At 60.4% G+C, this 24,877-nt stretch carries 29 protein-coding genes; 3 read left to right on the plus strand and 26 right to left on the minus strand.

Annotation, left to right across the window (positions count from 1 at the left end):
- Window positions 1–26 precede the first annotated feature (26 nt).
- A complete protein-coding gene (locus tag LDP01_RS09250) occupies window positions 27–500 on the minus strand; it encodes an SRPBCC family protein (protein WP_224088637.1) in 474 nt (157 codons plus the stop codon).
- A 388-nt stretch (window positions 501–888) separates the two neighbouring features.
- Here LDP01_RS09250 and LDP01_RS09255 point away from each other — a divergent pair, with 388 nt between their 5' ends.
- Both LDP01_RS09255 and LDP01_RS09260 read left to right on the plus strand, forming a co-directional pair.
- Window positions 889–1,446, plus strand: coding sequence for an NADPH-dependent FMN reductase (locus LDP01_RS09255; protein WP_224088638.1), 558 nt, complete (start codon window positions 889–891; stop codon window positions 1,444–1,446).
- A gap of 150 nt (window positions 1,447–1,596) precedes the next feature.
- The gene (locus LDP01_RS09260; RefSeq protein WP_224088639.1) at window positions 1,597–1,905 is read left to right on the plus strand and encodes a hypothetical protein; all 309 of its coding nucleotides are present in this window, start codon (window positions 1,597–1,599) and stop codon (window positions 1,903–1,905) included.
- A 105-nt stretch (window positions 1,906–2,010) separates the two neighbouring features.
- Here LDP01_RS09260 and LDP01_RS09265 read toward each other — a convergent pair whose 3' ends face one another.
- The 3 genes from LDP01_RS09265 to LDP01_RS09275 form a co-directional block, all read right to left on the minus strand.
- Window positions 2,011–3,474: a protein adenylyltransferase SelO gene (locus LDP01_RS09265; RefSeq protein ID WP_224088641.1), complete on the minus strand. Its 1,464-nt coding sequence runs from the start codon at window positions 3,472–3,474 to the stop codon at window positions 2,011–2,013.
- A gap of 64 nt (window positions 3,475–3,538) precedes the next feature.
- Window positions 3,539–4,336 carry an aspartate dehydrogenase domain-containing protein gene (locus tag LDP01_RS09270; RefSeq protein ID WP_224088643.1) on the minus strand — a complete coding sequence of 266 codons (798 nt, stop codon included), beginning with the start codon at window positions 4,334–4,336 and terminating at the stop codon, window positions 3,539–3,541.
- Window positions 4,337–4,385: 49 nt separating this feature from the next.
- Entirely contained in the window at window positions 4,386–4,943 is a 558-nt protein-coding gene (locus LDP01_RS09275) for a MarR family winged helix-turn-helix transcriptional regulator (protein WP_224088645.1), read from the minus strand.
- A gap of 199 nt (window positions 4,944–5,142) precedes the next feature.
- On the opposite strand from LDP01_RS09275, the gene LDP01_RS09280 reads away from it, so the two are divergent.
- Window positions 5,143–5,661: a cupin domain-containing protein gene (locus LDP01_RS09280; RefSeq protein WP_224088646.1), complete on the plus strand. Its 519-nt coding sequence runs from the start codon at window positions 5,143–5,145 to the stop codon at window positions 5,659–5,661.
- Between the two features lie 185 nt (window positions 5,662–5,846).
- Here LDP01_RS09280 and LDP01_RS09285 read toward each other — a convergent pair whose 3' ends face one another.
- The 22 genes from LDP01_RS09285 to LDP01_RS09385 all read right to left on the minus strand — a co-directional run bounded on the left by LDP01_RS09285 (window position 5,847) and on the right by LDP01_RS09385 (window position 24,751).
- The gene (locus tag LDP01_RS09285; protein ID WP_224088647.1) at window positions 5,847–6,131 is read right to left on the minus strand and encodes a hypothetical protein; all 285 of its coding nucleotides are present in this window, start codon (window positions 6,129–6,131) and stop codon (window positions 5,847–5,849) included.
- A 2-nt stretch (window positions 6,132–6,133) separates the two neighbouring features.
- Window positions 6,134–6,949: a Rieske 2Fe-2S domain-containing protein gene (locus LDP01_RS09290; RefSeq protein ID WP_224088648.1), complete on the minus strand. Its 816-nt coding sequence runs from the start codon at window positions 6,947–6,949 to the stop codon at window positions 6,134–6,136.
- A gap of 3 nt (window positions 6,950–6,952) precedes the next feature.
- A complete protein-coding gene (locus LDP01_RS09295; protein WP_224088649.1) occupies window positions 6,953–7,171 on the minus strand; it encodes a recombinase-like helix-turn-helix domain-containing protein in 219 nt (72 codons plus the stop codon).
- Window positions 7,164–7,808, minus strand: a complete 645-nt coding sequence (locus LDP01_RS09300; protein ID WP_224088650.1) for an alpha/beta fold hydrolase — start codon at window positions 7,806–7,808, stop codon at window positions 7,164–7,166. Before LDP01_RS09300 ends, LDP01_RS09295 begins: the two co-directional genes overlap by 8 nt.
- 16 nt (window positions 7,809–7,824) lie before the next feature.
- Window positions 7,825–9,495 carry a thiamine pyrophosphate-binding protein gene (locus LDP01_RS09305; RefSeq protein WP_224088651.1) on the minus strand — a complete coding sequence of 557 codons (1,671 nt, stop codon included), beginning with the start codon at window positions 9,493–9,495 and terminating at the stop codon, window positions 7,825–7,827.
- A 33-nt stretch (window positions 9,496–9,528) separates the two neighbouring features.
- Complete coding sequence (locus tag LDP01_RS09310) at window positions 9,529–10,317, minus strand: SDR family oxidoreductase (RefSeq protein WP_224088652.1); 789 nt, start codon at window positions 10,315–10,317, stop codon at window positions 9,529–9,531.
- A gap of 73 nt (window positions 10,318–10,390) precedes the next feature.
- Window positions 10,391–11,134 (minus strand): 3-oxoacyl-ACP reductase family protein, encoded by a 744-nt coding sequence (locus LDP01_RS09315; RefSeq protein ID WP_224088653.1) that lies wholly within the window; start codon window positions 11,132–11,134, stop codon window positions 10,391–10,393.
- Window positions 11,131–11,961, minus strand: coding sequence for an alpha/beta fold hydrolase (locus LDP01_RS09320; RefSeq protein WP_224088654.1), 831 nt, complete (start codon window positions 11,959–11,961; stop codon window positions 11,131–11,133). The genes LDP01_RS09315 and LDP01_RS09320 overlap by 4 nt, the downstream gene beginning before the upstream one ends.
- Window positions 11,954–12,946: a VOC family protein gene (locus LDP01_RS09325; protein WP_224088655.1), complete on the minus strand. Its 993-nt coding sequence runs from the start codon at window positions 12,944–12,946 to the stop codon at window positions 11,954–11,956. The genes LDP01_RS09320 and LDP01_RS09325 overlap by 8 nt, the downstream gene beginning before the upstream one ends.
- A 33-nt stretch (window positions 12,947–12,979) precedes the next feature.
- Window positions 12,980–13,321 carry a 2Fe-2S iron-sulfur cluster-binding protein gene (locus LDP01_RS09330; RefSeq protein ID WP_224088656.1) on the minus strand — a complete coding sequence of 114 codons (342 nt, stop codon included), beginning with the start codon at window positions 13,319–13,321 and terminating at the stop codon, window positions 12,980–12,982.
- Window positions 13,293–13,955 (minus strand): ferredoxin reductase, encoded by a 663-nt coding sequence (locus LDP01_RS09335; protein WP_224088657.1) that lies wholly within the window; start codon window positions 13,953–13,955, stop codon window positions 13,293–13,295. The genes LDP01_RS09330 and LDP01_RS09335 overlap by 29 nt, the downstream gene beginning before the upstream one ends.
- 33 nt (window positions 13,956–13,988) lie before the next feature.
- Window positions 13,989–14,333, minus strand: coding sequence for a RidA family protein (locus tag LDP01_RS09340; RefSeq protein ID WP_224088658.1), 345 nt, complete (start codon window positions 14,331–14,333; stop codon window positions 13,989–13,991).
- A gap of 41 nt (window positions 14,334–14,374) precedes the next feature.
- Complete coding sequence (locus tag LDP01_RS23380; RefSeq protein WP_527249042.1) at window positions 14,375–15,190, minus strand: aldehyde dehydrogenase family protein; 816 nt, start codon at window positions 15,188–15,190, stop codon at window positions 14,375–14,377.
- A 1-nt stretch (window position 15,191) separates the two neighbouring features.
- Window positions 15,192–15,863 carry an aldehyde dehydrogenase family protein gene (locus LDP01_RS23385; protein ID WP_263433690.1) on the minus strand — a complete coding sequence of 224 codons (672 nt, stop codon included), beginning with the start codon at window positions 15,861–15,863 and terminating at the stop codon, window positions 15,192–15,194.
- Window positions 15,864–16,011: 148 nt separating this feature from the next.
- Window positions 16,012–17,223, minus strand: a complete 1,212-nt coding sequence (locus LDP01_RS09350) for an XdhC family protein (protein WP_224088659.1) — start codon at window positions 17,221–17,223, stop codon at window positions 16,012–16,014.
- Window positions 17,189–19,528: a xanthine dehydrogenase family protein molybdopterin-binding subunit gene (locus LDP01_RS09355; protein ID WP_224088660.1), complete on the minus strand. Its 2,340-nt coding sequence runs from the start codon at window positions 19,526–19,528 to the stop codon at window positions 17,189–17,191. Before LDP01_RS09355 ends, LDP01_RS09350 begins: the two co-directional genes overlap by 35 nt.
- Window positions 19,525–20,058, minus strand: a complete 534-nt coding sequence (locus LDP01_RS09360) for a (2Fe-2S)-binding protein (RefSeq protein WP_224088661.1) — start codon at window positions 20,056–20,058, stop codon at window positions 19,525–19,527. Before LDP01_RS09360 ends, LDP01_RS09355 begins: the two co-directional genes overlap by 4 nt.
- Window positions 20,059–20,064: 6 nt before the next feature.
- Window positions 20,065–20,934 carry an FAD binding domain-containing protein gene (locus LDP01_RS09365; RefSeq protein ID WP_224088662.1) on the minus strand — a complete coding sequence of 290 codons (870 nt, stop codon included), beginning with the start codon at window positions 20,932–20,934 and terminating at the stop codon, window positions 20,065–20,067.
- Window positions 20,935–21,062: 128 nt separating this feature from the next.
- Complete coding sequence (locus LDP01_RS09370) at window positions 21,063–21,917, minus strand: TauD/TfdA dioxygenase family protein (RefSeq protein ID WP_224088663.1); 855 nt, start codon at window positions 21,915–21,917, stop codon at window positions 21,063–21,065.
- A 37-nt stretch (window positions 21,918–21,954) separates the two neighbouring features.
- On the minus strand, window positions 21,955–22,683 hold the full coding sequence (locus LDP01_RS09375) for an MFS transporter (protein WP_224088664.1): 729 nt from the start codon (window positions 22,681–22,683) through the stop codon (window positions 21,955–21,957).
- Entirely contained in the window at window positions 22,655–23,311 is a 657-nt protein-coding gene (locus LDP01_RS09380) for an MFS transporter (protein ID WP_224088665.1), read from the minus strand. Before LDP01_RS09380 ends, LDP01_RS09375 begins: the two co-directional genes overlap by 29 nt.
- Before the next feature lie 249 nt (window positions 23,312–23,560).
- Complete coding sequence (locus LDP01_RS09385) at window positions 23,561–24,751, minus strand: TetR/AcrR family transcriptional regulator (protein ID WP_224088666.1); 1,191 nt, start codon at window positions 24,749–24,751, stop codon at window positions 23,561–23,563.
- Window positions 24,752–24,877: the final 126 nt, after the last annotated feature.

Genomic DNA, 24,877 nt, shown 5'->3' on the forward strand with positions numbered 1-24,877 from the left:
TTTCCGAGACGTTCAAAGCGGGTTTTCTAAAGCTGTCCGCCCGGACCGCTGTCCTCCACCTCACCGCGCCAAGCACCTGTTTCTGTTCCCCGGGACTCGATAAAGTCCTTAAATTTCCGCAGATCGGCTTTAACCTGCATCTCGTCGATCTTCAAGGCCGCACCTGCCTTCTCGGTAAAGGTTTCCGGTGCCCACTCGAAATGGACGTTGACTTTGGTGTGGTTATCATCCATCCGGGTGAACCGCACGACGCCGGCATGGGACTTCCCGTCGGTACTGCGCCAGGCGATTCGGTCATCTGGCTCCTGGTCGACGATTTCGGTATCGAATTCGCGCTCCACGCCAGCGATTTTGGTGACCCAATGGTTGGTGGTGTCAGTCAGTTGAGTCACGGACTCTACACCGGACATGAACTGGGGAAAGGACTCAAACTGGGTCCACTGGTTGTAGGCCGTGCGAACCGGGACGGCGACATCGATGGTTTCTTCAACGGTTTCCATTTTTCCTCCTATTGTTGGAGCTGCCCGCAAACAGCGGACAGCGGTAGGCCTCCGAGGCGCGCTGGAGTACGCGTCGGTTCAGAATGGTTGTGATCTCCGGAAAGTGGAGCGCCTGAGGATAGTCCGATGGACTTCGTCCCGGCGATGGAAAACCGCCCGGGAGGTAGGGATCAGAGATGATCGACATCGACTGTTTCCTCAAGAAAGGGAGGCTGCTGCCCACCTCTGGACCATGCTCCCGCTTTTAGGCTAGACCTCGATATGTTGTGGGGCAAGGATCCGACGAGGGCCGCAGCGAGGAGGCAGTTCCGAGGGATGAAAGAGCCCTGTCCCGATGTTGAGAACTTTATAAATCCATTCAAAGTTCCTTTTGAAGGATGTGATCGAAATGGTTAAGATCGCGGTTGTTGTGGGCAGCACCCGTCCCGGGCGGCGAAGCAAGCAGGTGGCCAATTGGGTGCTTGAACGTGCGGTGGCCAAAGGCGGCGCCGAGTACAAACTGCTTGATTTGGCCGATTACAAGCTTCCGTTATTGGATGAGCCAATGCCTCCATCCATGGGGAATTATCAACACGAGCACACCAAGACGTGGGCGCGCGCAGTAGCGGAATTCGATGGCTATATCTTTGTCACGGCCGAATACAACCACTCCGTTCCCGGGGCATTGAAGAACGCACTCGATTTCATCTACGCCGAATGGAACAATAAGGCCGCCGGCTTTGTCTCCTACGGAAGTGCCGGTGGGGTGCGCGCGGTTGAAAACCTTCGTCTGATATCCGGCGAACTCCAAATGGCCGACGTCCGGGCACAAGTGGCGCTGCCCTTCGCTACGGACTTTGAAGGTTTCACGACGTTCACCCCGAGTGCAACGGCGGAAGAAGACCTGGACGTCCTCATTGAGCAAGTCCTTGCGTGGTCGACAGCCCTAAAAACCATCCGGAACTAGCACGTCCGCTTAGGAGGAGCAGTACCAGCTGCGGCCTGTAGCTCCCCCAGACCCGGGTGGGAACCTTCGCTGTCTTGCCTTGCGTCTTGGGCGGGAGCTTAATGGTGCTCGGGGCGCCGCCCGACGCTCCTGTCTTCGGAGGAGAATACTATGAGCCTGACGACTAAATCACTCGCAATTATTGGCATTGCGTTCGCGGGAACTTTAGGACTCGCGCCGGCTGCGTCAGCAACGATCCACCCCATAGTCGAATCGTTTGATTGTGCCAGCCAAACCGCTTTTGAGAACCATCCACTGGGAGACGTTGCTGAGGTTCCGGGCGTGACCCCAGGATATGGCCATCACTCCACCAACAGTGATCTTGCATCCCTGTCAGCCACGACGAACGGATTCACCGAGACGAGCCCAGCTTGGTCTGACTTCAAGCTCAACGGCACGTGCGGGCAGGTAGGTCAATAACAGAGGAAGAATGCGACCCCTGCTGGGAGGGGTCGTGCCGCAAGCCCGGTATGCGGAAACGGCGTGCCCCTGAAACCCTTTGAAATTCAAATATCGTGCACCGACCTAAGTGCCGCAGAACGTCCGGTATGGCCCAAAGCTGTCGGGAGCGGGCGCGGCGTAATGGTCCAGGCCCGGGCGTTCGCTAAATGGGGCCTCAACTGCCTCAAGCAAACGTTCCACTGGTCCGGTATCCCCTTCCGTGGCGGCCGAAAGGGCTTCTTCGACCAAGTGGTTGCGGGGAATGTAGACCGGGTTGATGCGGTCCATGGCATCGGCATTCGGAGACACAGCCCGCCAGCGTTCCAGCCAGGCATCGAACGCTGCCAGGTCAAGGATCATGCCCCGGGAAGGTTCAGCCTCCCCGCGGGCGGCCTTGCCAAGGCTGCGGAAAAACGAGGTGTAATCCGCACGTGACTCCTGAACCAACTCAAGCAGGTCATCCACCAAAGGTGAGGCAACGCCGTCGTCAATTCCCTGAGGTAGCCCAAGCTTGGCCTTCATGCCGTCGAACCAGGTAGCACTGTACTGTTGGCGGAATCCATTAAGTGCCTCGACAGCAAGGGCGACTGCCTGCTCGTCATCCTCATGAATATGGGGAGCGAGTGATTCGGCGAAACGGGCGAGGTTCCACTCGGCAACCAGCGGCTGGTTGCGATAGGCATAGCGTCCGGTTTCATCAATGGAGCTGTAGACCGCTCCCGGATCGAAGCCTTCCATGAAGGCGCACGGACCGTAATCGATGGTTTCGCCGGACACGGTCATGTTGTCGGTATTCATGACACCGTGCACGAAACCGACGAGCATCCACTGGGCCACCAGCTTCGCTTGGACCGCAATGACGCCCTTTAGGAGCCCGAGATAGCGGTTGGTTTCCGCCGCTGCCGACGGGTGGTGGCGTTCGATCGCGTGGTCGGCAAGGCGGCGCAGCAGATCCATATCGTTGGTTGCCCTGGCGTATTGGAAACTGCCCACCCGCAGGTGACTGCTGGCAACACGGGTCAGAACAGCGCCCGGCAGGAGGGTCTCACGCTGAACCGGATGGCCCGTCGCGACTACCGCCAGGGACCTCGTGGTGGGAATGTTCAAAGCATGCATCGCCTCGCTCACGATGTATTCGCGAAGCATGGGACCCACCACCGCCTGGCCGTCACCGTTGCGGGCAAAGGGCGTCCGCCCCGAGCCCTTAAGGTGGACGTCGCGGAGCTTCCCGTCAGTGCCAGCGATCTCCCCCAGCAAAAGGGCCCGGCCATCCCCCAAACGGGGCGAGTACCAACCGAACTGGTGGCCTGAGTACGCCTGGGCCACCGGGGTTGCCTCTTCCGGGAGGGCATTACCTATCAGCAGCCGCAGGCCCTCCGGGCTGCGAAGGAAACCAGGATCAAGACCGAGCTCGACGGCGAGGGGCTCGTTGAGTGCCAAAAGCTGCGGATCAGGCGCTTCTTCCGCCCGCCACGGAATAGCCATCTCCGGGAAGTCCCGGGCGAAATGGCCCTCAAAGGCGATGGTGGAATGCGCAAGTTCGCTCATCATTCAAGGATAGCGATGCGGGAAGGGACCACCGTAGCGCAAGCTTCGGTGAGCGGTTCAGGGCCTAGATCATTCCACCGCGCGCGCCGATGATCAGTTCCAGGGACCGGAGCACAGCGAACGGGACAACGCCGCTGGTTCGCGGGTTTTGCGGCGATACTTTGTTGCAGATTTCAAATCGGTAATTCCCGCTGCCTCCGGAAGCCTCGATCAAGTGCGTCGTCAGCTCGGCCGCCGGGTCGGCCCTGACAGACACAGCCACAGCGTCCCAGTCATCTACTGCAAGGGCGACGGCGGCTGCCACGTTAAGCGACTTGGGGAACAATTGCGTGGCCTGGGCTGCGGGACCGGAAAAGATCTCGATGGGACCGGACGTGTTCCGAATGCGATCGGCCTCCACCTCGTCCATCCACGGCTGAATCAGGGAACCCGGGAGCTTGGTTGTGGTTATCCTGACGGCGTCATAGCCCGTTGCGCGGGCGCCCGACGCCAACAGGTCCAGGCCACCAATGGAACCCGGGGTCAAGAAAAGCCTGCCGGGCCCCGCAGCCGACAACCTCGCTGAGAGGTGTGGGTCCGCAAGCGCGCCCAATGAGGTAGCGAGCAGGTCTACGCCCGCAGAAAGCACCGCCTCGCCATGGTCTATCAAGACCTCCTGCCCTGCGCATTCAACCAGCAGGTCACAGCGCTCCAACGCTTCGTCAATCTCAAGCCGGGGAGCCGGCGCGTTGTCTATGGCGCTGCGAGAAATGATTCCTTCAAGGGTGGCCCCTTTGACTTTTCCAGCGGCAATGTCAGCAGCAACACGGGCCCCAATGGCTCCATGTCCGATTATTCCGATCCTGCGGGCTCCTGGCTTCATTCGATTCCTTGCTTGATGGAGTGGATGGACGAACCGGCGCCGTGATCGTCTAGACGTTCAGGGTAAGTTCGTCCGCGGAGGAAGCCTTCGGGTCATAGGCGACGATGGAGGCTTCAGCTTTTTTCAGTAGCAGCGCCAATTGGTCGATCTCCTTGGCGGTCAGGCCGGCGAGCATATTGCGCTGCGTTTCCAGATGCTTTGAAATGACCTCGTCAATGAGCTTTTTGCCGTGGTCCGTCATCTGGGCGTAGACAACGCGACGATCCTCCTTCGACCGAACCCGCTCAATGAGGTTTTGTTCCTCCATGCGGTCCAGCCGGAAGGTGATGCCACCTGTGGTCAGCATGGATGAACTTGCCAGTTCACCGGCCGTCTTCCGATGCGGCGGGCCGGATCGGCGCAGGTTCGCCAAAACATCAAAGGATGCCAACGTGAGCCCGTACTCCTCATAGTTCACATCCTGAACAGCCCGCTGCCGTGCCACCAGGCTCTGCAGGCGGCCAAAGACGCCGATGGTCCTGGGATCAAGATCGGGGCGCTCGCGGTGCCAGTCCTCAATAATGGCGTCCACGGCGTCCATGTCAGTGTTCCGCGATTCGGTGGTCATGCGCAGTCTCTCCTTCGTCCGGTCTAAGTATCTTAACACTGAGCTTCCCAATGCGTGCGGCAATTTTCGCGCACTTTCCACCGACATCTTGCAGCGTGATCCATTATATCTTAGTCTTGAGATAGTTAGAGTCGAGGGAGATTCACTCCGCGTCTGGCTCTTTCGAAATCTGGCAATAACCATCCGAGAGAGGTCCATCATGAGCGACGTTATCGACAGCAAGTTACCGGAACTTGAGGAGCTGATTGATTCGGCTATCGCCTCGCGTGAGAGCCGGGTTGTTGACTTCAATACCCTGAAATTCCAGACCAAGATGGGTGAGAAATTCCGACGCGGACAGGTCCGCTACATCGGTTCCGGAGCAACCGGAGACCACTCTGACGACAACAACATCCTGCAGGCGGAGCACTTCACGTTTTCCAACATGGTGCTGCCCGCCGGATGTGTAGGTCCCGAGCACACGCACCCGGACGTCGAAGAGGTGTTCTTTGTCCTCGAAGGACAGGTGGAGTTCAGCGTTCACGACGTCGAAGACGGCAACAAAAAGGCAAGCCGCGTGCTGGGCTACCGCGATCTGATCCGGGTGCCGGCAGGCGTTCCCCGGAGCTTGCGCACCGTCAGCGATGAAGACGCGATTATCTGCGTGATCATCGGCGCCAAGAAGCCGGAGATCCCCTTCTATCCCCCTACCTCGGAGATGTATGGCGTGACCCGCTAGATCTTCACGAACCCGGGTACCGGCCAACGCGGCCGGTACCCGGGTTCCGTTTTGCTGGATTGTTTGGGATGGGAAGAACTCCATCAAGGCAACCAGAAAGAGCCTGCAGCTCGAAGATTTTCAAGCTGCAGGCTCTTTGCTGTATCCATCCATTGGCCGGTGGAATCACCAACCTGAAGGACGGGCTAGGCGAGTCCCTCTGAGAGAATGGCCGCCTGCTTCTGGGCATCGGCATCATGGACCCGACGGATCCTGGCTACCCCAAGATCGTGCTGGTACAAGTGCTCGTCCTTATCGGCATCCGCAGCCAGCGCCTCCAACAGTTCCCGGTCCTGCTCCAAGACCACCCAGTGCTTTGCTTCAAGGGTTGTCTTATACATGAATCGCCAGACGTCCCGTTCCCAATCGGAAACTGTCCGGGTCCGCCAATGGAAGACGGCGGAGGTCTGGGCATCGATGGGAGTGGACATCCCTACGATCCCGAAAGAACCCCCGGGGGCCCTGCCGAATCGGCGTACGGGATCTCCAGGTCCACGTAATCCATGGATTCACGGCAGTACTCCACCCAGTCAAAGTTCTTGCCGCGTTGATCGGTCTTCTCGAAGAAGAATCCCCGATCGGTCTCGCGAATGCGGAAGCGGGCACTCGTATCGCCGCCAAACATCGAATGCGAGTCACGGTGGAGGAACGCACCGTGCATTGGGTCCAACACGTTGTCCATGTAGAAACGCCACGGACTATTCCATTCCGCGTAGTTGGAGAACCAGGAAACCTCGGGGTTGTCCAGGCGGTCGGGCAGCTTGAACTCCGTCACCTCCGAGTCCTCGGTCAAGGGCATGAAGGCAAAGATCATGTCAGCGCCTTCCTCCACAGCCAACGACGCCGTCACTGTCTTGCCCTCAAGAGCGCAGCCCGGCATGCCCGGAACCGAAACCACCGTGCCGTGTCCGTCCACTTGAACGCCGTGATACTTACAAGCCACCCGGTCCCCCAAGTGTTGGCCGACGGACAAAGGGGCGCTGCGGTGGGGACAGCGATCCTCCAGCATCCGGATTTGCCCCCTGGCGTCACGGAACAGCAGCCAATCCACGCCCAGCCGCCGGACTTTAACCATGTCGCCTGGACCCACGAATCGCGACGGGTAAATGGGATACCAGCGATCCCTCAATCCCGTTGCAGCCAGCTCTGCGGCATCGAGTTGGCGGCGCGTACCGACAACAGTTTTGATCTTGGCCCTGCCGGCCCTGGCTCCGGCTGCTGCGGTGGCAGTTGCAGTTGCAGTTGTCATGTCCTAATCTCCCAGTCGTCGCATTTCGGAACGGAATCGGGTTTCATCCCAGGGTTCACCGTCCGGGGCGTGGAGGCCCAGATTGTTCAGGCCCGAGACGATTGCCGGCAGTTCATGGCTGCCACTGGCAAAAATCTCAGACAGGGCCCCAGCCAGCTTCAGCTCATAAGGATTGGGTGGGCCCAAGCGGGACTGGTTGGCTTCAAGATATTGTTCAGGCACTGTGTTCCTCCTGTGTTTCGGTGACAGTGTGCAGACCTTCAGCGATATTCATGAATGACCTGCTCCATTCGTTAAATGAGTGGGATCGGCTTTGATGTGCTGGAACGGCGGTGTTGTCGATGATGACGAAAACCCCGTTACTGATGCCGCCGGCAATGCTTTGCGGAATAGAGATATCGGTATCGATGTCAGGCGCAGCGGCGATAACCAACGACGGCGCCCGCACCCGCCGGAGCGTGGCCACAAATCCGTCGACAGACATGTCCACCAGCGGGTCACCGAGGATGAGGCTCTTGACCTGTTCCGGGTGCAGCGCGGCGAGGGTTATGGCCCCATATGCGGCTGTTCCGGTGGCCAGAATGTGCGCAGGACCTTCCGTTGACTCGTGAAGCGCGGACGAGGCGGCTTCAACCCACTCATCCATCTGTCCAGGCGGTCCCGTAACGTCCAAGCTAAAGCCGATTCGGGGTTCCCAGGCACGGGCGCCCAAAGCGTCAAGCTGATGGGCAAACCATTCGCCTGCTCCCCCGCGACCGTGCAAGCACATAACGTCATGCTGTGGCATGACATCGTGGGGTTCCATCGTGTCGCTTGGCGCATGGCCGGGGCGCGGATCTACTTCCGTACTTGATTTCATGTGCTCCCCTTCTCCTCTACTGATGTGGGATTGGAATATGCACCGGCGGCACGAATGCGCCCGGTACGGGGTTCAAGGCGGTGACGTCGATCTCGATCACCGCTGGCCCCCGCACCGCGAGCGCTTCGACCAAGGCCGCGTCAAAGGACCCCGGGCCGCGCACCTGCCAGAATGGCAGGTTCAGTGACTGCGCGAGCAAAGCAAAGTCCGGTGTGTGCAGGTTGACTCCTGCCTCCGCGAAGCCGTTGGCTTTCTGCATATTGCGCAGCACCCCATAGCCGCCGTCGTTGAAGACCAACACCACGCACCAGACCCCTGAACCGGCAAGGGAGGCGAGTTCACCCAGATGAACGGCAAGGCCGCCGTCGCCGGCAATAACTACCGTGGGAACATCCGGGCGGGCGCAGGCTGCTCCAATGCCCATGGCCAAACCTTGGCCGATTCCGCCTCCCAGCGGAAAGATATTGGTCTCGCGGGAGTACATTTCCAGCAGGCGGTTGCCCCACTGGCTGGAGGGTATGGTCACATCACGTGCAATAACGGATTTACGGTCCAGGCGTTCCCTGAGGCTGTGGCAGATTTCCGCATAGCCACCGATGTACTCAGTCAGCTCGGCCCGTACCTCGAGGCGGACGTCGTTCACCTGTTGCGACCAGCCGGGGTCCACGGAATGGCTACCCAGCTGGGTGATCATCGCTTCCAGTATTGCGCGGGAGTCGCCCACCAGACCCACCGTGGCCGGATACACCCGGCCCACGGCTTCAGGGTTGAGATCCAGCTGGATGTGAGTGCCGGGCAGTTTGAGTGAATAGTGCTTCGTCTCGTTGGAACGGAAGTGCGTGCCAACACTCAACAGCAGATCAGATTGTTCGATCAGCCGGACTGCGGCGGGAGTGGTGGCGAAGTTCCCGATGACAAGATGGTTGTCTTCCGGAACCACGCCCCGGCCGGAGTTGCTGGTCAGCAATCCCGCGCCGAGACGGTGCAGCAGAGCTGCAAGTTCCAATTCCGCGCCGGCCGCTCCTCCCCCGGCCCAGATCAGCGGTCGCTTGGCACCGGCCAGGAGCCGAACGGCTTCGGCGACAGCATCGGCGTCGTAATCGGGTAAAGGCTTCACCTGGGCATCAACCGGGCGCTGATCCTCCGGGTGGGCAAGGTACTGCAGATCAGTAGGCCACTCGATGCTGGCCGGTGTGTGAGGAGAGGAGAGCAGGTGTGCGATTGCCTCCTCCAAATCCGCCTCGGCATCCTTGCCGTTAAAAATGGTGCGCGCATAGCCGGAGACCGCGTGGAGCATCTGCAATTGGCGCGGGACCTCATGGATCACGCCACGGTTGCTGCCCATGAATTCGCTGTCGATCTGGCCGGTAATGTGCAGCACACGGCTTCCGGCGGTGAGCGCCTCCACCATGGAACCTGCGGCGTTGCCGGCTCCTGTGCCCGTGCTGGTGAGGGCAATGCCGATTTTGCCCGAGGCACGGGCATAAGCGTCAGCAGCGTTGACTGCAGCGGCCTCGTGGCGGACGGCAACAAAGTTCAGCTCCCTGTCCACAGCCTCGACGAGGGGAAGATTGTGGATGCTGATCACGCCGAAAGCCGTATCGATGCCATGACGGCGCATCACACGGACCAGGACGTCACCGCCCGTTGGCCCCCTTGGGACCGTTGATTCTTGTGTCACTGACATATTTGGATCTCTTTCCTGATGAGGTTCCGCTGGCTAGACATAGCGCCCAACGCCACCGCCGACGTCGATGGTTGCTCCTGTGGTGTATCCGCTGAGGGGCGAAAGCAGGGAGACAATATGGAAAGCCACCTCCTCAGCCGTGCCGAAACGGCCCAGCTTGATGCCGCGGTTACCTGCGATTTCGGCACTCCACGCCTCGTAGTCGAGTTCAGAGCCGGCTTCCTCGAAGCGACGCCGCCACTGCCCGGTGTCCACCAGACCGAGCAGGACCGAATTCACCCGCGTTCCCTCTGCGGCCAGATCTTCGGCAAGGGAATGCGTGAGGTTAAGCAGTGCGGCGCGGGCAGCAGAGGTGGCAGCCAGGCGTAACTCGGGCTGCCGGGCGAGGATCGCATTGACGTTGACCACCGAGCCGTGCGGTGATGCATTCAAGGCAGATCTGGCGGAACGTACCATGTTCAAAACGCCGAAAATCTTCAGGCTGAACTCATCACGCAGCTGCTGGTCCGTGGTTTCCTGGAGCGTTGCCATCAAGGATCGGCCAGCGTTACAGACCAGTCCATCAACGGCACCAAACCGATCCAAAGTGCCCGCGATAAACCTGTTCGTGGCATCTTGGTCGGTGACATCGCACGAAGCAAGGTAGATCGAGTCCTTGTCCGCCCACGAAAACTCCTCGAATGCTGCGGCCAAGCGGCCTGCATCGCGCGCACAGGCAGCAACCTGCGCACCTTCGCTCAGCAAATAGCGGGCAGTGGCAAGGCCGACGCCGGAGCTCGCCCCGGTGACAACCACCGTGCGGTCCTTCAGTTGCAGGTCCATGTTGTGGGACTCCTTGTTAGTGGTTTTCCGCTGCGGGCGGTTCAGTAATGCAGGACTTCAGTGGCCAATGACTTCAATGGCCCATCACGAAGCCGCCGTCCACCACGATGGTCTGGCCGGTGATGAAGCCTGCGGCTTCGGACAGCAGGAACTGGACGACGCCGGATACGTCCTTGGGTTCTTGGTCCCTGGGCAGGACGCGGTTCTCTTCGTAGAGCCGGTAGCGGGAGGCCGGCACTGACTCGGTGGCCTCAACCCGGGTCAGCCCTGGGGCAACGGCATTGACGCGGACTCCGGCTGGTCCCGCGTCGCGGGCCATTGTCCGGGTCATCGCCAGGACAGCCCCCTTTGATCCGACGTAGTGGACCAGCCGTGGGGAGCCGTAAAGCGCTGCGTCCGATGCGATGTTGACAATGGAGCCTGCCTGGCTTTGTGCCAGCTGCGGGTAAAGGTGTTTGCTGACCAGCCAGGTCCCGTAGGCGTTGACGGTCATGACCCTTTGGAAGAAGTCTTCGTCCAGTTCCCAAAAGGTGTCCCCGCCAACGCCGTCGGCCAATGCCGCATTGTTGACCAATGCATCCGCACCGCCCAGCTGCTGGACTGCAGCGGCCAGGTCCGCCACCGAGGTTTTGTCGGCGATGTCGGTGATGACCGCCGTCGCGTCAAAGCCCCGTCCGCGGAGTGTGGCAGCCGCCTGCTCGGCGAGGTCTGTGTTCTTCTCGGCAATGACTATTCGGTCTCCACTGCTTGCCAATCGTTCGGCAATGTCGAACCCGAGCCCACGCCCGGATCCGGTAACTACCACGAGGCGCGTCATTGGATGCCCTCCCAGAAAGCGAGGATGGCAGCGGACATCTCCTCCGGTTTTTCCTGCACGGCGGCGTGCCCTGCACCGGCAATGATGCGCAGTGCAGCACCGGGGATGTTCTCTGCAAGGACCTTGGATTCCGCCACGCCAGTGATCACATCGTCCTGGCCTACCAAGACCAGCGCCGGGATCCGCAGCCGGGGCAGCAGGTCCGTGGTGTCGCACTGCGCCATCATGGCGGCGGCCGACGCAAAGCCGGACATGCGGACGGCGGCCATGTCCGCCCGAACAGCTTCGGCCACCCATGCCGGGGCGGATGGGGAGACCAGCTTTGCCGATCGTCGGGCCGCGAGAATTTCAGGACCGACGGCGGCCAGTTCCGGAACGCGGGCAAGCATGCGCTCCGCCGCTGTCCGCGTAATTCCCGAACCGCGGGTGCTGTCCGCCAGCACAATGGACCTCACTGCCTCCGGAGCTTGGGCCGCAATCCGGGTAGCAATAACGCCACCCCATGACGTGCCAATCAGGTGGGCGGGGCCCAGATTCAAGGTGGCCAGGATGTCCAGCACCAAATCAGGATGATCCAAGCCTTTCGGTGGCGCTGCCGATTCGCCGTAGCCGGGAGCATCCCAGCAAAACGTCTGGTATCCATGGGCGCTCAGCAACTGGGCCAGAGCCCCACAGGAGGACGCGGCTCCCCCGATGCCGTGCATGAGGAAGACCGGGATCCCTTCCCCGCGGATAACAAGGGAGACCCCGTGGACAAATTTCCGGCGTTCGGCAACGGTGTCCATCGGCGCCGCTTCGGCGGCTGGCGGCAAGGAGCTGCTACGCATGGGCTTTTTCTGCGGCAGGAGCTTCCACCGTTGAGAAGTAATCCTCGCGCCCAGGTACTACAAGCGACCTGTACCCGCTATCCGGAATGCCGGCCATGGCGCTTCGGACCGCGGAAGTGGGCGGACCCGCGGTCCCCCATTGGTCGGAGAGTTCCGGCGTCCGCTCCCACGTGCGGCACAGCCAACTGTCCTCATCCACCTGGGCAACTTCGGAAGTGTATTCGCACACCAGGCCAGAGGGGTCCGTGAAATACGAAAAGGTATTGTCGCCGGGACCGTGCCGGCCCGGCCCCCACTGAGGCGCGATGTTGTGTCGCTTCAGGTTACCGATGCCGCGCATGAAGTGATCAATGCTCTGCATCTCGTAAGCCACGTGATTGACCGAGGTCCAGGGAGCCTGGTTGAACGCGATGGCATGGTGCTCGCTGTTGCACCGCAGGAAGGCCATCTGGTGCTCGGACCAGTCTGAAATCCGCATCCCCAGCACCTGCGTATAGAAGGCCGTGGCACGATCAATATCCACGGTATTGAGCACCACATGGGCGATCTTGCGTGGCAGGGCCCGCCGACCGGCCGGCTCCTGGCTGACTACGGCGTGGACATTGGCGGAAAGTTCCACCAGCCTGCCTTCAGGGTCAATCAGCTGAAGACCGTAGCCGCCGGCAGCATCATCCAAAGGACCGGGCTCACGGAACAGGGGAATCCCCAGGGCGTTGAGCTTAGTGGCTGCACGGTCAACGTCCTGTGGCGTGGCCAGAGCGAAGGAGACACCACCCAGGGCGTTCTGCTCGCCCTTTTCCAGCCTCAGGATGTGATGTTCGGAACCCGTTCCGCGGAGCCAAAATTTGTCTGTGTCCTCCTCCACAGTGGAGAGGCCCCAGACTTCATGGTAGAAGTCCTTCGCTGGCCGGGTATCGGGCACTTTCAGGGACACAGAACGCAGCGACCGCAGATTGCAGACAGGCTCTGCTGAGAAATAGTTCATGGGAAATCAACCTTCAGTCGAGTGATGTTCGTGCTAGAGATCCAAAATGAGTTCCCGGGACCGGCAACGTGAGACGCAGACAAACATTGATTTGTTCTCTGCCCGCTCGGCCGGTGAGAGGAGGAAATCACGGTGCTCAACGTCCCCCTCGATGACCCCGGTTTCGCAGGTTCCGCAGATGCCCTCTGCACATGAGCTGGGAACGTTCATGCCGGCGTCGTTCAGTGCATCCAGAACTGAAACATCGGGCCCGACGGCGATCCGCTGGCCAGTGCTTTGGCAGATGACGTCGAAACTTGTCGGGTCGAGTTCCGGTCCGGGCACGATGTCCGGTGCCTTGAACCGCTCAATCCTCAATTTCGAGTCGTCTGCCATGGCACCGGCTACGGCCCTGCATCAAGGATTCAGGGCCGCAGGCATACACCAGGGCTTCAGGCGGGAGCGAGCCGACTGCCTGTGAAAGATCCGCGTAGTTGCCGTTGTCTTCGTCGGCAGCGTGAATACTGATCCGATGCCGGGGCAGGCCTGAAATCTCTGACAGGAAGGCCATGGTGGAACGTGACCGGCCGGTATATAGCAGTGACCAGTCAGCTCCGACCGATTCCAACTGCCGAACCATGGAAATGATGGGGGTGATGCCAATACCGCCTGCTACCAATGCATATCGCCCGGCATGTTCAAGCTCGAAGTTGTTGCGCGGACCCTCAACCTTAATGAGCGTTCCCACCGGCAGCTCATCATGGATCAGTCTGCTGCCACCGCGGGAATCGGGGGTTCGGAGCACAGCAACCGTCCAACTGGTGGAGTCTTCCGGGTCCGAACACAAGGAGTATTCGCGGGTGAGCCCATTGGGCAGGTGCAGGCTCAGGTGGGCACCTGGAAGCCACTGCGGAAGCTCCGCCCCGGCGGGATCAACAAACGTAATCCGGATGACGCCGTCGGCTTCCCAGGTTTTCTGCTGCACCCTGAGGGTCAGCACCTTCGGCTCGGCGCCAACAGGAGTCACCATCCTGCGATTCTGAATTTCCACACTCATTGGTCTTCATTTCCTCCGGTGCGCGATTGCTTCGATTTCCACCGTGGCTCCGTAAGGCAGGGAGGCCACCTCCACAAACGAACGTGCCGGGCGGGGCGACTCGAACAGCAGTTCGTAGTGCTTGTTGGCTTCGTCCCGCAGCGTCACGTCGGTGACGAAGTACGTGGTTTTTACGACGTCCTCCAAGGACATACCGACGGATCCGAGTCGTTCGGCCAGCCTCGCGGCTGCGGCGACCAGCGCTTCGGAGCGTCCGGGTACGGCAATACCACGTTCATCCACCGACAATGCGCCGGAGATAAAGCCGAATCCCCCGGCTACAAAGGCGGGGCTGTAGGGGTGAGCATTCATTGACGTACCTTTCGAACGCAGGATGGTGGTAGCCGGTCCAGCTAGTTGGCGGCCCATGGAATGGAGGCACCCGAGAGGTCGATGTAGATGCTCTTCTGGTGCATATAGGATCGAATGCCGTCCCGGCCCTTTTCGGTGCCCAGACCGCTTTCCTTAAGCCCGCTGAACGGGGTGGCGATACTGAACTGCTTGTAGGTGTTGACCCAGACCGTGCCCGCCGAAACGGCCCGGGCTGTTCTCCAGGCCAGGCGGTAGTCAGCGGTCCAGATGCCGCACGCCAGGCCAAAAACACTGTCGTTGGCTTGAAGGACGAGATCGGCTTCATCATCAAATGGCAGGACGACTGCCACCGGCCCAAAAATTTCCTCCTGGCAAATGACGTCCGAGTTGCTCACGCCGGCAATGATGGTGGGCTCGTAGAACGCGCCGGCCTGCAGCCTGGAGTCATTGGGGGCAGTGCCGCCGCAGAGGATGCGGGCGCCGGCCAGTCTCGCGTCTTCAACCATGCCGGCCACGGCGTCACGGTGGGCGTGGGCGACCAGTGGCCCCACCTGGGTGCTTGGATCCGTACCTGGTCCGATTCGCAGGGCTTCGGCACCTTTGACGAGTCTTTCGACAACGGAGTCGTAGACCGATCGCTGGATGAAGACGCGAGAGCCGGCAATGCAGCTCTGACCGCTCGAGGAGAAGATGCCATAAAGCACGCCGGCCACAGCCTGGTCCAGGTCGGCATCGGCAAAAATAATGGTGGGCGATTTTCCGCCCAGCTCCAAGGTGATGGGCATGATTTTCTCGGCTGCGATATGGCCCAGTTGACGCCCCGTGGAAGTCCCGCCCGTGAAGGAAATCTTGCCCACATCAGGGTGTCGCGCGATCGCGTCGCCCACGACGCGGCCGGGGCCTGGAAGGACAGAGAGCAGACCTGCCGGGAGGCCGGCCCTCCTCACAAATCCGTGCCAACAGCAGCGAAACCCATGGAGCCCAGACCGGCGGCTTCACCACGACGGCGTTCCCCGCCGCGAGTGCCGGCGCCACTTTTTGTGCGTCGCTGGCAATCGGCGAGTTCCAAGGCGTGATAGCCCCGACGACTCCGATCGGTTCATAGGTGGACATGCTGAGGTAGTTCCCGCGAGGGGACGTCAGCGCATTCTCCATGGTTTCCAGTGCAGCCGCGGTGAACCGGAAGGTTGCTGCCGCGCTCATGGCGAGCGCCTTGGTTTCCACGAGTGTCTTACCTGTGTCCAGCGTCTGCAGTTCGGCAATGCGATCTGCGTTGATCTCGATGGCCGAGCTGATGCGGTGCAGGACGGCAGCGCGTTCGTGAGGGAGCATCTTTGCCCATCCCGACTCTTCCACGGCTTTCAGGCCGGCAGCCACAGCGGCGTCCACATCCGTCGTCGTTGCTCCATGGAGGGTGGCGAAAACCTCAGAGGTAGCGGGATTGACCGATTCGATCAGCGCGCCGCCGCCTCGGGTCCAGACGCCGCCCACATAGATTTCATCCCGCGTATCAAGGCTGTCCGTACTCATCTTCAGCTTCCGTTCATCTGTCTGTTATGCCCAGGCCGTGAATTCATGTGAACTACGTCATAGGAAAAGAATATCAGTAGTAAGATACTTTCTGTCAAGATATTTAGGTCTTAAGTTAATTTGGCATCAACCGACTCCGGGGGAAGCCTCAATAACAGAACGACGGCGGCTGGCCGGCCGGGCGCAGCTGATAACCTGCGCGCTCCAGCGCGCCTTTATGGATCGGATCGCTGGTGTGCGCCAGCGGCAGGCCTGAGGTCTGGTTCTTGGCGGCGATGATCTCCGCCATGATGGAAACCGCCGTTTCAGCGGGCGTGGAAGCGGAAAGGTCCAGTCCGATCGGCGAGCGAAGCGGCGCCATCGACTGATCCGTGTGGCCCAAGCCAATCAGCCTCTCCCTGCGGTCTTGGGCAGTTCGGCGTGAACCCATGGCGCCGATGTACGCGAAACCGTGTCTTAGGGCTACATCAAGGACCGGAACATCGAATTTGGCATCATGCGTCAACACACAGATGGCGGCATCAGTGGCCAGCCTTCCCCGGGCAATTTCTTTCTGCAGGTAGCGCACCGGTTGGTCGATCACGATCTCATGGGCTGAAGGAATGCGCTCGGCCGTCGCGAACACAGCACGGGAATCACAAACTGTGACGTGAAAGCCAAGGAAAGCCCCCATGTGGGCCAGCGAGGCGGAGAAATCGATCGCCCCGAAGATCAGCAGCCTACGGGCTGGACGGTAGACATCGATCAACAAGGACAGCGGCTTTTCGGTGCCGGTGGCCGCCGGAAGAAGGACCGACGTCGTAACTCCGGAGGCGATTGCCTCCTGGACTGCGTCCCCGGCGGCGCGGACCGCATCGGGAACAAGGGCGGTACCTTCAAACAGCTCTTCGATGTCCGCATTTTGCGGGACCAATTCGGATCGACCCGCAAAGCCCGGTTCGCCGTCGAAGATGGTGACCATGGCGCAGGGCAGGTTCTCATCCATTGCCCGCTGCAATGAAGCGAAATGCGGGCAGGCGGCCGGATCGTACGTCTGGACGAAAATCTCAACGCTGCCGCCGCACATCAGACCGACGCCGAAACCGTCGTCGTCTGAAATGCCAAAACTGTGGAGCTCCGGGACCCCGCTGGCCAGGACATCGGCTGCCGTCTCGATCACACTTGCCTCTACGCATCCACCCGAAACTGAGCCCACCGGCGATCCGTCTTCGGTGACGAGCATGGACGTTCCGACGGCCCGCGGTGCTGAACCTTCCGTGCGGACCACCGTAGCCAAGGCGAGCCGCTGACCGGTCAGCAGCGCTTCCTCCAGCTTTTCCATCACCTCACGCATTTCGGTGAGCCCGACCTTGGCGCGCACGTGCAGCGCGGATGCCGTTGTAGACCCGTTCAGGCGTCATGGGCAACGACGTGAGCTGTGCCCCGGTGGCGTCAGCGATGGCCTGGGCAATCGCCGGCGCAATGGGAAGCATGCCACCCTCGCCCATCCCTTTGGTCCCAAAAGGTCCGGCCCCATGGCCCTGCTCCTGGGTGATGGAGGAAAAGCGCCGGGGAATGTCCTCGGCCAGCGGTACCCGGTAGAGGAGCGCCTCGCCGTTAAGCAGCTCGCCGTCGTCGTACCGCAGTTCCTCGAAGAGTGCCTGGGCCAATCCGAAGACCGCTGCGCCCTCGTCCTGGCCGCGGCAACCCAGCTTGTTCACCACCTTGCCGGCGTCTCCGCTGACAACCAGCTGCAAAATCTCCACCCGGCCCGTTTCCGGATCAACGTCCACTTCCGCGGCTGCCCAACCGATCTCCCAAAACATGCAGGGTGCTTCCAGGGGTGCGCTGCTGGAAGAACGGACCTTGAAGTAGCCGTCCGCAGTGAACTCGAATCCTGTTCCGCCGAATCTGTCCATAATCAACGGCGGGAGCTCATAGGTGGTGCCGTCAGCGCCAACGATGTGCCAGTTGTCCAGGCGGATCGATTGGCGGTCCAGCAGCAGGTGTTCTGCCGCCATGTCCAACACGGAACTCCTCACCCGCTCAGCAGCCTGAAGCACTGCATGACCCATGACCGCGATGCCGGATGAGGCGTTGGTGCCTTGGTCGAAAGGGGTGTTGTCGGTGTCAATTGCGGCATATTTCACCACCTTCGGATCGCATGCCAGCGTCTCGGCCACAATTTGGCACAGCGCCGAATGGCCGCCCTGGCCCATCTCCACCAAGCCACAATTTAGAAAGACATCGCCATTGGTGGTCACCTTGACCCTGGCTTGGGCAGGCTTGTTGACGCCACCACCATCTTTGATGCCGATAGCAACTCCCATGCCACGGTTGCCTGAGCGCGGGCGGTTGCGATAACCGATAGCGTCGGCCACCAGGTTCAGGCCAAGCTTAAGATCCGAATCGATGGGAGTTTCTCCTGGAACGAACTCCTCACCCAATTCCTTGGCGTTCTTGAGTCGAAGCTCCAGAGGATCGAACCCCAGCCGCTCGGCGATCAGGTCAACTTGGCGTTCACTGGCCCAAGTGGCCTGGGTTGCGCCGAAACCACGGTAGGCGCCGGCAGGGACGGTGTTGGTGATCACCGCCTGGCAGACGGAATCTATCCGTTTCCAGCGGTAGGCTCCGGGCATCCGATACCCGGCTTTCTCTGCCACCAGCGGACTGGCATCCGCATAAGCTCCACCATTGAGCAGCACCCGGGACTTGCGCGCCATGAACTCGCCATCTGCCTTAAGCCCGGACTTAACCGTGAGGATGGCGTCATGCTGGCTCAACGTCAGGAAGACTTCTTCGGTGCTCATGCAGTAGCGAACCGGCCGCCCAGCCGACAACTGCGAAAGCCGGATAGCGATCGCCTCCGTTTTTGGGCCGTTCTTAGCTCCAAATCCGCCGCCCAGGAGCGGGACGTTGACCCGGATGTCGTTTTCAGGAAGCCCAAAAACCCTGGCCAGTTCCTTGCGCATGGGGAAAGGGCTTTGAGTAGAGGTCCACACTTCGATTTCAGTCGCTGTTGCCTCGGCAACGGTGGCAAAGGGCTCGAGGTGCATGTGGTTCATCCGGGAGAAGGTAAAGGTGTCCTCGAAGATGTAGTCGCAATCAGCCCAGATGCTCTCCTCCCCCGTTTCGTAGCGGAATTCGTAGCTCACGTTGTGGGCGGTGTGTGCCGCGCCCGAGGCGCCATCGCCATACTCGGGATAAGCCGCAAAGGGCTGATCGGGAAAAATTGCAGGGGCTGATAAATCCATTGCTGCTGTTGAATCAAAGACCGCCGGCAGTGGCTCATACTCAACCCGAATCAAATCCAAGGCCGCAAAAGCGGTGCGTTCATCCACGGCGGCCACAGCAGCAACGACGTCGCCAACGTAGCGGACCGCGTCTGTGGCAACAATCGGCTGGTCTTTGACGTAAGTACCGTAGGAATGCAATCCATGGATTTCCTCGCGGGTGACCACGGCAGTAACTCCTGCCAGGGAGCGGGCGGCCGAAGCGTCGATGCTGAGAATCCGGGCGTGCGCGTGCGGGCTCCGCAGGACCTTCGCGTGCAGCATCCCGGGCCTCTCGATGTCCACTGTGTAGATGGCGCGCCCGGTGACTTTGGCGGTGCTGTCCAGGCGTGGGCGGTCGCGTCCGACGATCGGCGAATCGTTCGGCGTGAAAGGAATCACGATCCCGTTCATTCGGGCGCCTGATCCTGCTGCTTGGCCCCAGCCAGTTCCGCGGCACGCTCCACGGATTCCAGGACCATCTCGTAACCCGTGCACCGGCAGGTGTTCGAACTTATCCAGTCCCGGATCTCTTCCCGGTCCGGTTGCGGATTTTGCCGCAACAGCGCTGTGGTCACCATCAGCATGCCGGATGTGCAGAAGCCGCATTGGAAGCCGCCGCATTCCCTGAATGCCTGCTGCTGGGCACTCAAAGTGCCGTCTTGGGCAGCCAAACCCTCAACCGTTTCAACACGAGCACCGTCAATGTCGAAGGCGAACGTGGAACACGCAGCCACGGGAAGGTCATCAACCAAAACAGTGCAGGCACCGCAGACACTTCGCTCACACGAAGCACGGACGCCTTGCTTACCGCAGCTGTTGCGCAGCAAATCCAAGACCGTAGTACTCGTGGGAACAGAATGCCTTTCCGGGCTTCCATTCAGCTCAAATTCAACTTTGTGGGTGAATGTTTCCTGGCTTGGTTCCGGTGATTCAAGGCTCATGGCTGACTATCCTTTCCTTTGGTTACCGGTTGCATCGGCAAGAAGACGGCGGCAGAGAACGCCCACAAGGTGTCGCCGGTAGTCGATGGATCCTGAGTAGTCGCCCGCCTCGTCCGGAAGCTGAGCCGCCAGGACCTCGCCCACAAAGGCCGGGTCAAGCTCGGTGATGGCAGTCGCCTCCGCGGTGTGTGACAGCACAAAAGGCTGCCGGTACTCACTGCCGCAGACGGCAGTGACGGTAAGGCCGGCCTGTGGGTTCTTTCGGACCGCGAGGGACACCGTGCTGAGCGGGCGCATTGACCGCTCGTAACCGAACCACAGCAGGGACGGGGTACCGACGGTGACGGCGGTCAGAATACCTACGTTGCCAGGGTCCCGATCCCAGAGCGATGAGACGGGCAGGGCTGCAATGTCTCCGCCTTGAAACTGCATCTGCGCACCCAAGGCCGAGAGAATGACAGGCATTTCGTATCGATAGCGGCGGGCAAGGAGATTTCCTCCGAGGGTGCCGCGATAGCGGATTCGAACTGTGGCAATTGATCCCCACGCTGCTGCCAGCGCGGGCACGGTTGACAGTATTTCCGGGCTTCTGCTGCCTTCAGCGTGGCTCACCAGGGAACCAATGCGCAGCAGCCCGTCCTCATTCGATATTGCCCGCAATTCCTTGATTCGTTGGACGGAAATCAGAACCTCCGGCTCTAATCCCTCGCGGAATTGCGCCACGAGATCCGAACAACCCGCCGCAATCACAGCTTCTGGATGTTGCCGGGTAAGAGCCACTGCCTCTCCCAGCGAAGTAGGCCGATGCAAAACAAATGGTGGAAGGGCGGACTGGCTCTGGGCTATAAGCCCCGCCCCTAATTTTTGGCCTCGCATTGGTCAGCCTTCTTTCGCCTTTACCCGGTAGGGCTCTGTCACGGCACCGTCGCCGGACAAAACCTGTATTCCCTATTAGCCGTGCCGGGCGCCCCACAAGGGGCCGCCCGGCACGGCTCCAACAACCCCTACGCCGGGCGGTCGCCCTTCAGCGTGACCCGGTGCATCAGCCTGTAGTGCGGGTGGTAGTCCCCCACCGCGTAGTGTTGGGTCGACCGGTTGTCCCAGATCACCAGGGAGTTCGGCTCCCAACGGAAACGAACCTGGTATTCCGGGGTTCTGGCGAGGTCGGTGAGCATGTTTCGCAACGAGTCCCCCAGCTGCGAAGAAACACCCGTGAGCCGGGTGGTGAACAACGCGTTGACATAGACGAGCTTGCGGCCGGTTTCCGGATGCTTACGCACTACGGGGTGGGTCATGGGTGGATACTTACGGCGGGTCTCCTCATAGCGAGCCTCACCATCGGGACCCTGGCGGACAACGGCGGTCAGTTCCTTTTCCCAGTCGTGCACTCCTTCAAGCCCGTCAATGACGCTTTTCACGTTCTCCGGCAGAGCGTCATACGCTGCGGTCATGCTTGCCCAGAGCGTGTCGCCGCCGCACGGCGGAATTTCCTGGGCATGGAGGCAAGTAGCCGAATTCGGGGTTGCCTGCCAGGTCAAGTCCGAGTGCCAGACGTCGGTTCCCGCAGCGCGGCCACGCGACTCCAGCACCTCAATGTGCGGATATTCGGGGAGCGAGGGGAAGAACGCGCTTACTTCCTGGGGATCGCCGAACACCTTGGCGAATTCGATCTGATCATCGGGCGTAATCTGCTGATCGCGGAGAAACAGTACTTGGTACTCCAGGAAAGCTTCCCGTAGTTCCGCCCGGCATTCGGGGGTGATCTTTTCCCGTAGATCCAGTCCATGGATATACGCCCCAATGGTGGGTGTTGCCCGTTCCAGCGTGAATGTCTTGAACTCTTGATCGTTGCCGCTCATGGTGGTTCCTTCCTTTGTTGGAAATGCTTGTGTCAAATCACTCGGAATATGTGGGTGTCGGGACCTCGTCAACTCCCGTTGCATTGCTGCGCCTCCGGACCTGCGATGCCTTGTTTCGGATGACCCGTCCGAGCAAAAGAGCGCAGATGATGGACACGGTTCCGGCGACGAAGACGTAAAGCGATGTTGAGACAGACGCTTTTGTCGCAGCGAACAGGGCACCGGCAATAAGAGGAGCAATGGCGCTGCCGAAAAGATTTCCGAGCGTTGTAGCCAGTGACAGCCCGCTGTAGCGGACCTTTGCGTCAAAGGCAGTGGAGAAGTATGCCGGCGTCAGTGCCCATGGGATGTATACGGCTACCGTTGCGGCAACGTAGCACACGGCGATGAAGCCATAAGTACCCCCGTCCAACGCAAAGTACAGCGGGAAGGCAACGATGACGATGAGCGCAAGGCCCCACAGGTACACCCGTTGTCCGCCGAATTTGTCTGAGAGAGCACCGGCGAGCGGGGTAACCACGAAGCCAATGGCAGAGGTTACGATCACCAGGACCAACATCGACGTCGAATCCAGCTCGCCTGACTTCCCCGCGTAGACAAAGTTGTACACGGTGATCAGGTAGAAGAAGATTCCCGGTGCCAGGCTGGCGCCGGCCACAAGGAACACCTGCTTGGGGTGTGTCCGAAGTACCTCGACTACAGGCAGACGCACAACGCCGTGCTCAGCCTTGACTCGATCAAACTCCGGACTTTCCGCGACCTTCATGCGAATAACCAGGGCCGGTGATGACCAGTACCGCACTAAGCAGGAACGGGACCCGCCACCCCCAGGCCATGAACAGGTCCTTTGACATCGATTCCAAGGGGATATACAACGTCATGGCCAGGATCAGCCCCACGGCGACGCCTGCCTGGGGCCAGCTACCGAAATAGCCCCGCCGGCCGTTCGGGGAATGTTCGGTAGCCATCAGCACCGCACCACCCCATTCGCCGCCGAGTGCGAACCCTTGAGTCAGCCGCAGTACCACCAGCAACACAGGGGCGAACACGCCTATCGCGTCATATGTGGGCAACAGTCCGATCGCAACGGTGGCAATGCCCATGATCAGGATGGTGAGGACCATCATCGGCTTTCGGCCTGCCCTGTCCCCGAAGTGACCGAAGACAATCGCGCCAATGGGACGCGCGACGAAGCCGGCCGCGAAAGTAGAGAATGCAAGCAAGGTCCCGGTGGTGGGGTCGAAGCCGGGGAAGAAGAGCTGGTTGAAAACGAGCACCGCCGCGGTGCTGTAGATGAAGAAGTCGTACCATTCGATAGTCGTGCCGATGAGGCTCGCGAATGCGACCTTCCTCGGAGAACTCGCGCCCGATGGTTGTGCAACCACTGCACTCATATTGTGCCTCCAGGTAATTTTGCGAAGAGTCGGCCCCGCAATGCGTGGACCGTGGTAATCAGGGCTGCTTAGGGCACCTGTCTCAGAATGAGCTTTGAAGTGATGCAGATTACTTCAGTGGTCATTATCTTATTGCTGAGATGCTTTGTGCGCAAGATCTCATTTTTGAGGGAACCATTGCGAGTGGAGGGCATCGGAGTAGAGGTGGCCTGGCCCTGGGAACTTTGCCCTGGCTGGTTCAGCGCTTCTTCATGACAAGCCACCCTGCTCGGTTGTGGGTGCTATGAGGCCCCTTACCATGTGTTCGAGAATTTCCTGGATGCCCCGGATGTCCCGCAGGGAGGGAGTACGGACAACGCTGCTGATCACGTGCAGCGCCGCTTTCACCCGGGTTCTGACTACCTCCGGATTGGCACTCGGGTAAATGTCCTCCACCAGCGAGGCCAGGTCGGTGATGTAGTCGCCCTGCGCGTCCATTAGGTTCCGCAAGTCCTCCTCGGGCAGGTGTGGACGTTCGGACACGGCCAGTTGCAGGAATTCCGGGCTGGCCAGCGAGAAAGCAATATACGAGGAAAGGATGCGCTGCAGTGCCTCGGATGCATCAGCGGCTTCAGATAGAGCGCGCCACATGTCCATCCACCGCACTTCTTTGGCGCGATGCAGGGCTGCGGCAAGCATTTCCGCCTTGCTGTCGAAGTGGCGGTAAATGCTGGGACCCGTGACTCCAATCTCGGCGGCGATGTCGTCAAGACTCACGGCTTCAAACCCAAACGCAGCGAACTGTCGGATTGAGGCAGCCAGCAATGCCTCTCGGCGGCTACGCGGCATGGGAACCTGCGTGCGCCGGTGGTTCCCCGACGCTTCAATCGGGGGCAATGGCATGACGAGTACAGTGCGGGCGAGCCTGGCCAGCTGGAACTCTTCCTCCACCCGTGAGAGCCGGTGAGGATTCCACGACACACTGATCATCACAGCAAACATGGCCCAAGCCCGCAGGTCAGCCTCGGAAGCGGGCAACGGATGGCTGCCGGACTGCAGTTTGCCGCTGATCGCGAACTTGACGCCGCTGGCAATATCGAAGCGGGTGGCAGGCGGGAGGTGCCGGGATTCACGCTCCCACAGCACGCCGTTTTCCCGGTGCTCCAAAACCGCCCTGCCCAGCGACGCGATCAACTGTTCCAGGTCGCCGTCCGGAGCTTGGGTGACGCTATCCAAAACGGGCTGGAGGCTGGCCACAACCGCCTCGCGAAGCAGCTCGCCCTTGCTCGGAAAATGCCGGTAAAGGGCAGATGGTTGAACCGCCATGGCCTTGGCCACATCGGTCATGCTGACTTGCGCGTATCCCTTCTGCGCGAAGAGGTCACCTGCCGCAGCAAGAATCAGGGCGCGCCGGTTCCGGGGCCTGGTGCCGCGCTCCGGGGCGATGGAGGACTTAGTCATGTTTCTAAGATTAGTCAGATTCACTTATTGCGCAATAGGCCGCCACGTGCCAAAGTTTAAGAACAACATGCGAAACACTGCCCTTCACTTACGGATAAGCCAGTTGCCGCCAGATAGCAGTGACTC

This window comes from Arthrobacter sp. StoSoilB13 (genome assembly GCF_019977255.1).
Taxonomy (GTDB): Bacteria; Actinomycetota; Actinomycetes; order Actinomycetales; family Micrococcaceae; genus Arthrobacter.

Coding starts and splice junctions, on each gene's coding strand:
- LDP01_RS09250 (WP_224088637.1), bottom strand. CDS start 500: ATGGAAACCGTTGAAGAAACCATCGATGTCGCCGTCCCGGTTCGCACG.
- LDP01_RS09255 (WP_224088638.1), top strand. CDS start 889: ATGGTTAAGATCGCGGTTGTTGTGGGCAGCACCCGTCCCGGGCGGCGA.
- LDP01_RS09260 (WP_224088639.1), top strand. CDS start 1,597: ATGAGCCTGACGACTAAATCACTCGCAATTATTGGCATTGCGTTCGCG.
- LDP01_RS09265 (WP_224088641.1), bottom strand. CDS start 3,474: ATGAGCGAACTTGCGCATTCCACCATCGCCTTTGAGGGCCATTTCGCC.
- LDP01_RS09270 (WP_224088643.1), bottom strand. CDS start 4,336: ATGAAGCCAGGAGCCCGCAGGATCGGAATAATCGGACATGGAGCCATT.
- LDP01_RS09275 (WP_224088645.1), bottom strand. CDS start 4,943: ATGACCACCGAATCGCGGAACACTGACATGGACGCCGTGGACGCCATT.
- LDP01_RS09280 (WP_224088646.1), top strand. CDS start 5,143: ATGAGCGACGTTATCGACAGCAAGTTACCGGAACTTGAGGAGCTGATT.
- LDP01_RS09285 (WP_224088647.1), bottom strand. CDS start 6,131: ATGTCCACTCCCATCGATGCCCAGACCTCCGCCGTCTTCCATTGGCGG.
- LDP01_RS09290 (WP_224088648.1), bottom strand. CDS start 6,949: ATGACAACTGCAACTGCAACTGCCACCGCAGCAGCCGGAGCCAGGGCC.
- LDP01_RS09300 (WP_224088650.1), bottom strand. CDS start 7,808: ATGAAATCAAGTACGGAAGTAGATCCGCGCCCCGGCCATGCGCCAAGC.
- LDP01_RS09305 (WP_224088651.1), bottom strand. CDS start 9,495: ATGTCAGTGACACAAGAATCAACGGTCCCAAGGGGGCCAACGGGCGGT.
- LDP01_RS09310 (WP_224088652.1), bottom strand. CDS start 10,317: ATGGACCTGCAACTGAAGGACCGCACGGTGGTTGTCACCGGGGCGAGC.
- LDP01_RS09315 (WP_224088653.1), bottom strand. CDS start 11,134: ATGACGCGCCTCGTGGTAGTTACCGGATCCGGGCGTGGGCTCGGGTTC.
- LDP01_RS09320 (WP_224088654.1), bottom strand. CDS start 11,961: ATGCGTAGCAGCTCCTTGCCGCCAGCCGCCGAAGCGGCGCCGATGGAC.
- LDP01_RS09325 (WP_224088655.1), bottom strand. CDS start 12,946: ATGAACTATTTCTCAGCAGAGCCTGTCTGCAATCTGCGGTCGCTGCGT.
- LDP01_RS09330 (WP_224088656.1), bottom strand. CDS start 13,321: ATGGCAGACGACTCGAAATTGAGGATTGAGCGGTTCAAGGCACCGGAC.
- LDP01_RS09335 (WP_224088657.1), bottom strand. CDS start 13,955: ATGGTGACTCCTGTTGGCGCCGAGCCGAAGGTGCTGACCCTCAGGGTG.
- LDP01_RS09340 (WP_224088658.1), bottom strand. CDS start 14,333: ATGAATGCTCACCCCTACAGCCCCGCCTTTGTAGCCGGGGGATTCGGC.
- LDP01_RS23385 (WP_263433690.1), bottom strand. CDS start 15,863: ATGAGTACGGACAGCCTTGATACGCGGGATGAAATCTATGTGGGCGGC.
- LDP01_RS09355 (WP_224088660.1), bottom strand. CDS start 19,528: ATGAACGGGATCGTGATTCCTTTCACGCCGAACGATTCGCCGATCGTC.
- LDP01_RS09360 (WP_224088661.1), bottom strand. CDS start 20,058: ATGAGCCTTGAATCACCGGAACCAAGCCAGGAAACATTCACCCACAAA.
- LDP01_RS09365 (WP_224088662.1), bottom strand. CDS start 20,934: ATGCGAGGCCAAAAATTAGGGGCGGGGCTTATAGCCCAGAGCCAGTCC.
- LDP01_RS09370 (WP_224088663.1), bottom strand. CDS start 21,917: ATGAGCGGCAACGATCAAGAGTTCAAGACATTCACGCTGGAACGGGCA.
- LDP01_RS09375 (WP_224088664.1), bottom strand. CDS start 22,683: ATGAAGGTCGCGGAAAGTCCGGAGTTTGATCGAGTCAAGGCTGAGCAC.
- LDP01_RS09380 (WP_224088665.1), bottom strand. CDS start 23,311: ATGAGTGCAGTGGTTGCACAACCATCGGGCGCGAGTTCTCCGAGGAAG.
- LDP01_RS09385 (WP_224088666.1), bottom strand. CDS start 24,751: ATGACTAAGTCCTCCATCGCCCCGGAGCGCGGCACCAGGCCCCGGAAC.